The organism is Parabacteroides caeci, assembly GCF_023656795.1.
GTDB classification, from domain to species: Bacteria; Bacteroidota; Bacteroidia; order Bacteroidales; family Tannerellaceae; genus Parabacteroides; species Parabacteroides segnis.
In genome coordinates this window covers 1-10,714 of the sequence record NZ_JAMOKT010000111.1, presented here as the reverse complement: position 1 = coordinate 10,714, position 10,714 = coordinate 1, and the positions used below count along the sequence as shown (strand labels likewise).

Genomic DNA, 10,714 nt, shown 5'->3' with positions numbered 1-10,714 from the left:
ACTGTAATATTCGCGTAGCACAGATAACTTGAATGTCTCGCTGTGCTTTCTTCTGGACTTTTTTTCTTGCATTTTTATTCTTTTTTTGTCCAAAAAGTTGTCAAGCTATTTCAGGACAAGACAGAAAATTATATACAGGACGGTATCTGAATAGAAGCCGAACCCTTATAAATAAATCTATATAGCTATTATATGGAATTATTTTACTTTAATATGGTCGAACCCTTCGCCATACACACCGATGACGGCACTCTGAGAGACAAATGCTTCCGGGTCTATATCTTTAATCAAGCGGAAAATAGTTGTCGACTCACGCTTCTTGGCCAATACGAACATCATCTTCACTCCCAATCCGGTATACATTCCGGTCCCGTCTATCACCGTCACACCGCGGTGGAGATCTTTATTGATACGGCGTCCTATTTCTTCATGTTTCTTGGAAATAATAAAGAACTGTACGGACTGGCGGGCACTGTTTACCACTTGATCAAGCACAAAACTGGATATATAAAGCGTAGCAAAACCATAAACGACCTTTTCCCAATCATGCAGTACAAAATAACTGGAAGATATGATAATCATATCCGTCATCAGAATGACGCGTCCTAAAGTGATATCCCTGTATTTATTTATAATAGCAGCGATGATATCCGTTCCTCCCGAACTGCCGTTGGCCGAAAAAGCGATACCAATACCGCTTCCGCAGAAAGAGGCACCGATTACACAAGCCATAAACGGTTGATCTTGCAACAAATGCAGATTAGATGTAGCACCCTGAATAATGGGAAGGATAGTGGTCATCACTATTACAGCAAAAATAGTTTTCACACTGAACTTCCATCCCAAAACAATAAGAGAAGCGATCAGCAACCCGCCGTTAATTGCAAAGTATGTATACTGCACATTTATTCCGGTCGCCCAATACACGATAGAGGCGATACCAGGTACCCCTCCGGTAGTAATGTCATTGGGCAAAAGGAAGACGGTCCACCCAATAGCATAGAAAAGCATGCCAAGAGCGATCATTAAATAATCGTGCATCTCTCTCAGCATTAACTGCCTTGAGGTAATTGATAATGTTGGTTTCATTTTAAATGTTTATTATATATCCATATTATAAAGATCACCTATCTGCCAAAAAAATTGCAGCCCCGCAAAAACGAAGCTGCAAAATTAATGAAGATTAAATCAATTTAGTGGTATGATTTCGATGAATTTACAAAAACATATTGTTAAATTTCAAATACAACAGGACAACGGCATCAATAACTCCATTTATCCTGCCATTCGATAATCGGCTGATCCCCTTCAAAACGGATCGGAAGCCAAATGTAACGCCCGTCGATTGCATTCTCGGGCGTCCAGCGGTCACCCATATAAATGAACTGTCCAGGCTTACCGGGAGTCGGCAGTACATAGGTACTCTGGGAATGGAAAGAAAGGTCGGAATCTTCACCGACAAACGGATTCTCCAATTCTTCCCAAGGTCCCCAAATAGAAGGTGCAACAGCCGAACGACCGGCATTTGGGGCCCAGCCCGTACAACCGGACATGATCAAATAATATTTTCCGTCGCGCTTGAACATCGCCGGTGCTTCCATGAAACGTCCGGGGAAAAAGCGGGCATACGTGTCGGAATAATTGGTATAATCGTCCGTCAACAGGGAGATATGCAATGTGCTGTTCTCTTCTGAAGAATAAATATGATAAGCCTTGCCATCGTCATCAACAAAAAGGTTCATATCACGTGCCATCTGTCCGCCTTCCATGTCACGGCCCAGCAGATTCAGACTGTCCGGATGAGCCGGTAAACTTCCGCCTGTGAATTTACTCCTGTCAGATTCAGGAACTCTCTGTTTATGAATATCCTGTACATTTGTCGGCCAGGAACCGGCATTCGGACGCACGGCACGAAGAAATTTATAAGGACCTGCCACCTTCTCGCTTACGGCAATACCGCTGAGCGCACCGGAATATCCTGCCCCTTTAGGCTCCAGGTGGAACCACATCACATAGTTGTTATTCTTTTTATTATAAATTACTTTAGGGCGTTCCAGGATACATCCTTTCGCTATGCTATGTGTAGAATCGTCGGTCACAACCGATAAGGCAACACCTTCGTCTTTCCAGTTATATAAATCTTTGGAAGAGTAACAGTGAACTCCCACCAGCGCATTATTTCCGGCAGTTCCTTCCGTCTTATGCTCGCCAAACCAATAATAAGTATCGCCGTCATGCAGGATTCCTCCGCCATGCGCATTGATATGCACGCCATTATTGTCCGGCCATAGTTCGCCCGGGGTAAATGCACCGCCAGCCTGTTCCGAGCCGGACTTTCCTTTACATCCTGCAAAAGCAACAGCAAACAACAGGAAACAGAGTTGTATAATTCTTGTCTTCTTCATATGGCTAGACATCACAAATACGAATACATTTCTCCAGGGAAGCTATCTTATCCTGCTGACGGGGAACAAACTCCTGCCCTACAAATCCTTTATACCCGGTTTCTACCAACGCTTTCATAATTGCCGGGTAATAAAGTTCCTGGGTTTCGTCAATTTCCGCACGTCCGGGATTACCGCCTGTATGGATATGAGAGAAGTATTCATGATACTTTTGGATATTTTCAATGATATTTCCTTCCATGATCTGCATATGATAAATATCATACAAAAGCTTAAAGTTTGGCGATCCGACACGACGACATAATTCTACCCCCCAAACAGTATGGTCGCATTGATAATCTTTATGGCCTACACTGTTCAACAGTTCCATCGTCAGGACCACATTATGTTTTTCCGCCAGCGGCATCAGACGTTTCAATCCTTTCTCACAGTTTTCCCATCCCTGAAGATCAGTCAGCCCATTCCGCTTTCCGGAGAAGCAGATCAAATTCGTCAATCCGGCTGCTGCCACTTGGGGAATTACCGCTTCATAACTGGCAACCAGTTCGTCGTGCAATTTAGGATCGTTAAATCCACGATCGATACCCAAACCGGCCCCTTGGCACATAGCAACAGTCAGGCCGTGTTTTTGTACAACCGGCCAGTCTTTCGGGTCGAGCAATTCGATCGATTCGATTCCTATATTTTTACATATCCCACAAAATTCTTCCAATGGATAGTCACCAAAACACCATTTACTAACGGAATGGCGTACATTACCCTTCAGCGGTTCCTTTGTTTCTGCTTTTTTCTTTTTAGCGGGATTTGCTGCTTCCAAGCCTGATACGGCAAGTGCTGCCCCGCCTACTAATGCGGTCTTAATGGCTGTTCTTCTTGAGATGTTTTCCATGTTATTCAGAATTGATAATTAATTAGATGGTACAAATATAAAGAAAAGAATCTATTTCAGTATCTTGTCTATCCACGGCAACACCCATTCCTCCTTAAAATAATGATTCTCCGGATCAACGTTTACCAAGTTGAAATAGGTATCCCTATCAATACCTTCAGGTACTTTTTCTATTTGTTTTCGGTCTTTTGGGTCAGCAAATTTCTTATAATGATAATATGTAAAGTAATCCGGTTTGCCTGAAATCTCATAGGCTTTCCGGATCAAGTCAAAATCACGGTCGAGTCCTCCTTCAGTACAAATAACCGGACGGGGGGCCAGGGCGGCAACCAGATCGGGAAAGTCAAACTGAGTTAAAAAACCGGGAATTAAATGTTCAATAGAATTAGGAAAAGGACGGATACCTTTAGGATCAGGCTTTGTCATGACAAGAATCCTTTCTAGCGTACGACACAAAAAATCATTATAAACAAAAGCATAAATAGAAGGATCCAAAGTTCCCAAAACCATCAAAGGTTCAGTTCCCAAAGAGAAACCAGAGACAATAAGCCGATCTTTATTCACAAAGTCCAGCTCTTTCATCCAACTCAGGATATTCCAATCCTGATAAGCGCTAAGTCCCAGATAACTCCATCCCATTTCCAATAAAATTCGGGATGTATTCAAATAGTCAAAATGACCGTTGTCCGAGAGTTCGGCACATGAGGGATTATCCACTGCAACTGCTACCAGGCCTCTTTTTACATAATGTAAAGCCATGGCATTCTTTTTTACCGATTCAGCTGGGAATGAAATCAAATCATAATCCCCCTCATTCTCTCCGGCCAAACCTTCTTTACTACCACCAAATCCAGGAATACAAAGTACGGCAGGAGCTTTATGGCCGGGATCGACACCATCCGGAATTAACACCAAATAAGGAACAACACTGCCCGGCAACGGATAAGATTCCCATTTCTCAACCCGGTAACCATCCCGCCTGACTGTTTTTATACGAACCGGAGCAGGCAAATCCGCTATCTCCGGAAAACGCATCAATTCTTTCATAGCAGCACGCAGGCCGGATTGCCACTCCTTAAACTCTACCGGTGTAAACAACGGATCAAAAGCATAAGTCGGCTTCATCCGTTTCAGCATATACTGAACAGTCCCTCTTGAACTCTGAAAACGCCCGTCCTGACGATCGGTGGTTATTTGAGCTTGTCCTACGACCGGTATAATAAACAACAAGGCAAAGAATAGATTTATAAGTTTATTCATGATGATTATTAGTTTAGATTGTTAACTGATCTACTTTGAGAATACAAAGTACGCTTTTTTAAAGTTTGGCAACAAAACAATATGCCAGTTTAACTTTTTTCGGAATCTTTTACACGAAATGAAAATTTGTTATTATCAAACACAAAAAAGCTCCGATACCCCCTAAAGGATATCGAAGCCTTTTTACGTCAAGAGTTTTTAATGTACCAAATCGAAATCAGTCATCAAACCATAATCCATCATCTGATATTCACTACCTGGAATCTGCTTGTCTATGTTTTTCCAATGCCACGGAGAAGCCAGGCCCGGGGCCGGATGACGATAATGCGGACCTAACAGGTTCTTATGGCTACCGATCACCCGGACATCTACTTTATTTTTACCCTCTTTCAGATAAGGGGTTATATCCAGACGATACGGATCATAAGCGATTATTCCGGCTTTCTGATCATTCACATAAACTTCAGCCAAAGTACCTTTCCAGTCATTCAACTGAACGGCATACGGGGTTGAAAGAGATTTCACCTCATATTCTTTGGAATAGCTTACTCCCCAGGAATAGAACGGTTGTTTCTGCGCCTTCCAGCTACCTAACGTAAGATTTTCAACCGGAGCACTAATGCTCCATCCTGTTTGTTCAGGAATAACAGCAAAATCACCCACTATATAAACCGGCTCTATCTCTGCAAAAATACTCATCGGACTCACACTCAGTTCTACGGTATTTATTCCTATTGTCACCTGGCCGCCTATCGAATAAACACCGAAGGAGCGGTCCAGCCACCATTCTTCCGGTATCGGTTTCACCTGTTCGCCGTTGATTTTAACAGTAAACAATTCAGGACGTTCCGCTACCAGTTTCATGTTTGAATAATCGAACTTGTCATTTACTTTAAAGTGGTAAGTCGTTGTGAAACCTCCGGTTTTAAACGTATCCCGATCTAAAATATTCCGTTTATACTGTACCGAAGTATTCCAGGGATTACCATTCACAAAACCATATTCGCGGAAAGCGATATCGGCAGCCTGTGCAAAATAGACATTCTTTGTTGTTTTCCCGTTTACACTCACATCACAGAAATCGACATTCAATGCATTATCCTTCAAACGGGTAACCTGAACCGGACTAATAGCCTGAACCGGGGTAGAGCCGGCAACAGCCGGTATTTCCGGATAAGATTTCAATGAACCTTTCGAACTATATAACAACAAACTTCCGGCCGGTTCCAAATGGAACTTCATTGTCAATTTGCCATCCGCCTTTGTCGATGGATACGTATAAATATTTCCACTCATGGCATCCATTTGCACAGCCGATTTCCCGTTAACGGTAACCGTACCGTCTACTGCCTCATCCATGGAAGAATTAACCAGGAACAATAATTCCCCGTCGGTAAACTGACGGCGTTGGTGGTATAAGTTACCTCCACTAAATGAGAACCGGCAGTCTGCATTCGAAAATGTGTCCCGGATAACTTCGTTCGTCAACCGGGGAACAGACGTTACAGACTGACCGCCAAGCAGAGTCTTCCAGGCAGCATTTTCTGCTCCGTCAACCAGCGTCGGAGAAGAAAAAGTTATCACACGGCCACCTTGTTGTACAAAATTCTGTAATAAATCAAATGTCGGCTTGTTCAATGTCTCCATCATCGGAGGCAATACAACGGTCGTATAAGCGACCTTACCTACAACGAACTTGCCATCGGCAACAGCCCCATGATCTTTTATGATATTCTCAGAACCAAGGTCATATTCTACCTGCCCTTTTTCCAAAGTCGTTATAAAGTCCTGGAAAGCCTGGCCTACTTCCATCAGTTTCGGGCTGCTCTTGGTATGTGAATAATAACTCCCTAAGGTTGCATTCGGCTCTATGATCAATATATCATTTTGCTGGACACCTTTACTCATCAACAGTGACAGACGGGCAAAATAATCATTCTGCGACTTATAATCGGCCCACCAGGGTGAATGATAAGTAAATACCGGCGGATAGTCGTATTTACGGGCACCGGTCAGTGTCATATGTGCCAGATGCTGGTTCATAAAGTTCACACCCAGGACATATTCCCAATCACCAAGCCGTTTGAAATCCTTGAAAGTTTCATCCCAGCCTCCGCCACCATATGTTTCACTCAATGTACGGGAATATCCCATCTGGTTAGCCACACTACGCAGCTCTTTTACCGAACGGACATTACCAAACTGTGCGACAGGGCTTTTCTCATCAAACTGGTTGAACAGCATATCAATCGCCGGCATCTGATGCCAGGCATACATAGCCATATTATCCGGTCCGTCATTCATGTAAGGCCAACCATGTTCCCAATAATGGCCGGTCCATTCCAGATTGTTTTCCTCACAATACTGGTGGAAAGGCTTTGACCAACGGTCGATAAACAACTGCAACAAAGTCTCCATATAGTTATGGCGTACCTTCTTCCAATCACCTGTTTCTTCCTCCAGCAACGGTAATAACGGTTTCAGGTCATATCCCCACTTCTGCTGAAAGACTTCAAATAAATCCGGCGTCCAACGTAGTCCCCCCGGACTGCTGATATTCGGTTCATCAGAAAAGATACCTTTGATGGATGAGCCGAAGTCTTCTTTGAACTTTTTCTCATATCCGTTCTTCATCGTTACTTCCAGGAACTTTTCCGTCACTCCCGGAACCAACAAGTCCACATACGAATAACCTCCGTACCAGTCAGATTTACCCATATAAGTTTTCTTATACAGATAATATTCGCCTTTAGTTCCTTTATATTTAGCTATTTCCGTCGTAATATCCTTCCAGGTATCACCTTCCTTTCTCAAACACATATAATAAGGCTTCGTATCTTCCGGAAGCAAGTCGACCTTCGTCAATGCCAACCCTTGTCCTTGATTACAGGACTCGGGCATTTCAGCCGGGACGTGACCACCTGCAAATCCGCTCGGATACGAATTTTCATCATATATCCAGACATTTATACCCAGTTCTTTTCCGAATTCGACAGCATGCTTATACAAAGAGAACCATTCATCTCCCAGATATTCTGTAATCATACCCGGACGGGGATGTATAAAAAGTCCTCCGAAGCCAGCATCTTTCAATTCACGCATCGTACGTTCTACCTCCGCTTCGGTAACTTTACTATTCCACACAGCAAGCGGGGCACTTCTGAAATCCGCAGACGGGTCTTTAAATTCCTTTTCTATAGTTGCAAAAGAATCCTTAGTCTGCACATTGTTTCTCTGACAACCGGTCAGACCGAATGACAAGGCACTTCCCGCAATCGCACAGGACAAGTATTTAATTACATTTCGTGTTTTCATATATTAATTGACAATTTAGTTTATAAAAATGATATTTATCGATTCCTTCGTTATCATTTACAAAGTACAAGTAATCCGATAGCGACCGGACGGTATTTCCAAAGCATCCGATTTACCGGAGATTTCATTGTTAACCAAAACTGTTTTTGCCCGAACCGGTAACATAACAGTTGCTTCACATCCGACAGGAATATTCAGTTCCAGGACAAAAGAAGCATCGGTTTTCTCCCATTTCACCTCCAGCAAGCCTAAAGGCGTTTCTTTTGCCGCTTTTACCCATGAAAGTCCTTTAACCAATTGAGGCTGAATAATAACATGTTTATAACCCGGATTCTCTTCATCCGTATTAATTCCTGCCAAAGCCTGATAGAACCAGGAGCCGATGCCATTGTAGCAATTATGAATGTGGCTACGTTCTCCGTTCCAATGCTCCCAGGTGGTAGTCGCACCGTTGTCCAGCATATACAGATAACCCGGATAATCTCTTTTTTTCAACATCCCATAGATAAAGTCAGATTGTTTATTCCTGACAGCCCATTCTGTTATCACAGGAACTCCGACCAAACCAGTTGCCAGATGTCCTTTAAAACGTTCTTCCGTTACGCGATACAAAGTATTCCGCACATCAGGCTGTTTATCGTCCGGCGTCACCCCGACCAACATCGGATATATCAGATCGATCTGGGTACCTGTGGCATAACTTTTCTGCTGAGGATCATAAAAGGTCTTATGGATAAGAGGGTTCAGTTCTTTGTACTTTGTTGCATACACCTGTTTATCCTGTTCCTTACCCAATATGCCGGCAATTTTGCTCATTGTCTGATAGCAAACGGATATAAAACAGTTATTAACCGCATCTACCGACAAAATATTAGTTTGGTCTACCCCGACAGGAGTGGCCCAATCACCCAGATACCAGTTTCTGTATTCCGTATTCGGCCATGTTTTAAGTAAACCGTCCACCGTATATTTATCCACATACTCCAGCCACTTTTTCATATACGGATAATAACGCTCCAACAAACGGGAATCACCATAATTCACATACGTTTGCCAAGATGCCGTGATTATAAACCCACACCAATACGGTCCGCCTCCCGCATTATAGGGATTGGGGGCCGTATGGGGCATACTACCATATTCCCGCATGCAATCGGCCCATGCCTGCATCCAGTTCATATAGAGAGGGGACAGATTATACATTGTCTGGACAGTCTGTGTCGAGGCATTTCCATCTCCACCATAACCCAAGCGTTCAATCTGCGGGCAATCCACCATATAGCCACCCAATGTCAAACAACGGAGCGTATATTGAACCATGTCATGAATCGCATTCAGATCTTCATCCGAACAGCTGAAGGAAGAACTTCCGCTATAATCCGTATGAACCAGGCAGGCTGTTATATCAGACAAAGCCGGAGCTTGGGCGAGATTCGTCAACTTCAAATATCTGTAAGCATGATAATTGAACTTATTAACAAAACGTTCCCCTGCCTCACCGGAGGCTATGTAATAATCTTCATAAAGTCCATCCCTGAACTGTCCATCCCCATCCAGAAAATCACAATAGCTGATCCTTACCTTCTGACCGGAAGACAACATCGGGAATTTAATTTTCGTCCATCCCGTAAAGTTCTTTCCCATGTCGAAAATCCAGGCGGTGTCTCCGGCAGCCTGGCATAAGACCGGATGAAATTCCTGTTGAATCCGATTCAACTCGGCCATCTGGGGTGTCACTTTGTGAGCCGGTATTTCTGCAACTTTCGCTTTCGCCCATTCCAGACGATCCAAAGAAGAAGAGGTTAAGTCAGGAAGCAATCCGGCGGCATTCACGACCTCTCCGCCAAACTGATGCGGCCTCCAGTTTCCCGTCGACACATAACCGCTTTCAGAAGCCATCCAGGAATCATCCGTAACCAAAACCGTGGTCCAACTGCCATTTTCCCGGCATTCCAATTGGGCACGTACAAACGGACCGCCTTCCACCACGCCCGGCAATCCGTCCCGATACCAGCCCTTGCCCAGCCAGATGACGATCTCATTACTGCCCTTCTGCAAAAATGGTGTAATATCATAAGTCACAATCAGGGAACGTTTATCAAACTGGGAAACGGCCGGTGTCAATACCGCATCACTTACCGGTTTCCCTTTCACATAAACTTCGTGATACCCCAGTGAATTGACATGAAACAACATCTTTTCTCCAATAACATTGCTTTGGAACGTTTTCCGCAATAAGGGAGACTCCATCTTATCCCCATCCTGGTCCATACCGATATACCGGGCGCTCCAATCTTCCGGATTCAGCAATCCTATTCCAAAACAGGCCGGTTCACTCCATGCCGTAACATTTCCTTCTCCATCCCAAACACGAACTTTCCAATAAGAAAACGATTTGGATTTCAATGCATTCCCCTGATACAAAATCCAATTGGAGGCCTCCGAATCTATCTTCCCCGAATCCCACAGGTCTGCTTTATCTTCCAATAAATACTTTTTATCGGAAGCAACCAATATCTGATAAGCAGTTTGCCGGGCTCCCTGATCTTTCGAACTTAAAACCCAACTGAAATGAGGAGAAACATTATCGATCCCTAACGGGTCATTTAGCTTCTCACACTGCAAGCAGGTAATCTCCAACGATGAGCGGGAGCCACAGGATACGGCCATCAGAGAAAAACACACAAACAACAGTCGTAAATAAATACCTTTCATATCCATAATTTTCCATTTAAAATCCAAACAAAGTTGGATAATTCATTATTAATTAACTTTTATAATTTATCTTTGTATCAGGATGTTAAGAGGAAGTAGGCTCTGCTGAGGAGCAACCTACCAGCAATAA

At 43.5% G+C, this 10,714-nt stretch carries 6 protein-coding genes; all 6 read right to left on the bottom strand.

Going from position 1 to position 10,714, the window contains the following annotated elements; genetic code table 11:
• Positions 1 to 198: 198 nt before the first annotated feature.
• The 6 genes from NBH15_RS28250 to NBH15_RS28225 all read right to left on the bottom strand — a co-directional run bounded on the left by NBH15_RS28250 (position 199) and on the right by NBH15_RS28225 (position 10,584).
• A complete protein-coding gene (locus tag NBH15_RS28250; RefSeq protein ID WP_250824127.1) occupies positions 199 to 1,089 on the bottom strand; it encodes a YitT family protein in 891 nt (296 codons plus the stop codon).
• A 173-nt stretch (positions 1,090 to 1,262) separates the two neighbouring features.
• Entirely contained in the window at positions 1,263 to 2,405 is a 1,143-nt protein-coding gene (locus NBH15_RS28245; RefSeq protein ID WP_250824126.1) for a glycoside hydrolase family 43 protein, read from the bottom strand.
• A 4-nt stretch (positions 2,406 to 2,409) separates the two neighbouring features.
• Positions 2,410 to 3,294 (bottom strand): TIM barrel protein, encoded by an 885-nt coding sequence (locus NBH15_RS28240; protein ID WP_129697079.1) that lies wholly within the window; start codon positions 3,292 to 3,294, stop codon positions 2,410 to 2,412.
• A 51-nt stretch (positions 3,295 to 3,345) separates the two neighbouring features.
• Entirely contained in the window at positions 3,346 to 4,554 is a 1,209-nt protein-coding gene (locus NBH15_RS28235) for an alpha/beta hydrolase family protein (protein ID WP_250824125.1), read from the bottom strand.
• Between the two features lie 198 nt (positions 4,555 to 4,752).
• The gene (locus tag NBH15_RS28230) at positions 4,753 to 7,869 is read right to left on the bottom strand and encodes a glycosyl hydrolase (protein WP_250824124.1); all 3,117 of its coding nucleotides are present in this window, start codon (positions 7,867 to 7,869) and stop codon (positions 4,753 to 4,755) included.
• Positions 7,870 to 7,926: 57 nt separating this feature from the next.
• Positions 7,927 to 10,584 (bottom strand): family 78 glycoside hydrolase catalytic domain, encoded by a 2,658-nt coding sequence (locus NBH15_RS28225; RefSeq protein WP_250824128.1) that lies wholly within the window; start codon positions 10,582 to 10,584, stop codon positions 7,927 to 7,929.
• Between the last annotated feature and the right edge of the window lie 130 nt (positions 10,585 to 10,714).

Coding starts and splice junctions, on each gene's coding strand:
- NBH15_RS28250 (WP_250824127.1), bottom strand. CDS start 1,089: ATGAAACCAACATTATCAATTACCTCAAGGCAGTTAATGCTGAGAGAG.
- NBH15_RS28245 (WP_250824126.1), bottom strand. CDS start 2,405: ATGAAGAAGACAAGAATTATACAACTCTGTTTCCTGTTGTTTGCTGTT.
- NBH15_RS28240 (WP_129697079.1), bottom strand. CDS start 3,294: ATGGAAAACATCTCAAGAAGAACAGCCATTAAGACCGCATTAGTAGGC.
- NBH15_RS28235 (WP_250824125.1), bottom strand. CDS start 4,554: ATGAATAAACTTATAAATCTATTCTTTGCCTTGTTGTTTATTATACCG.
- NBH15_RS28230 (WP_250824124.1), bottom strand. CDS start 7,869: ATGAAAACACGAAATGTAATTAAATACTTGTCCTGTGCGATTGCGGGA.
- NBH15_RS28225 (WP_250824128.1), bottom strand. CDS start 10,584: ATGAAAGGTATTTATTTACGACTGTTGTTTGTGTGTTTTTCTCTGATG.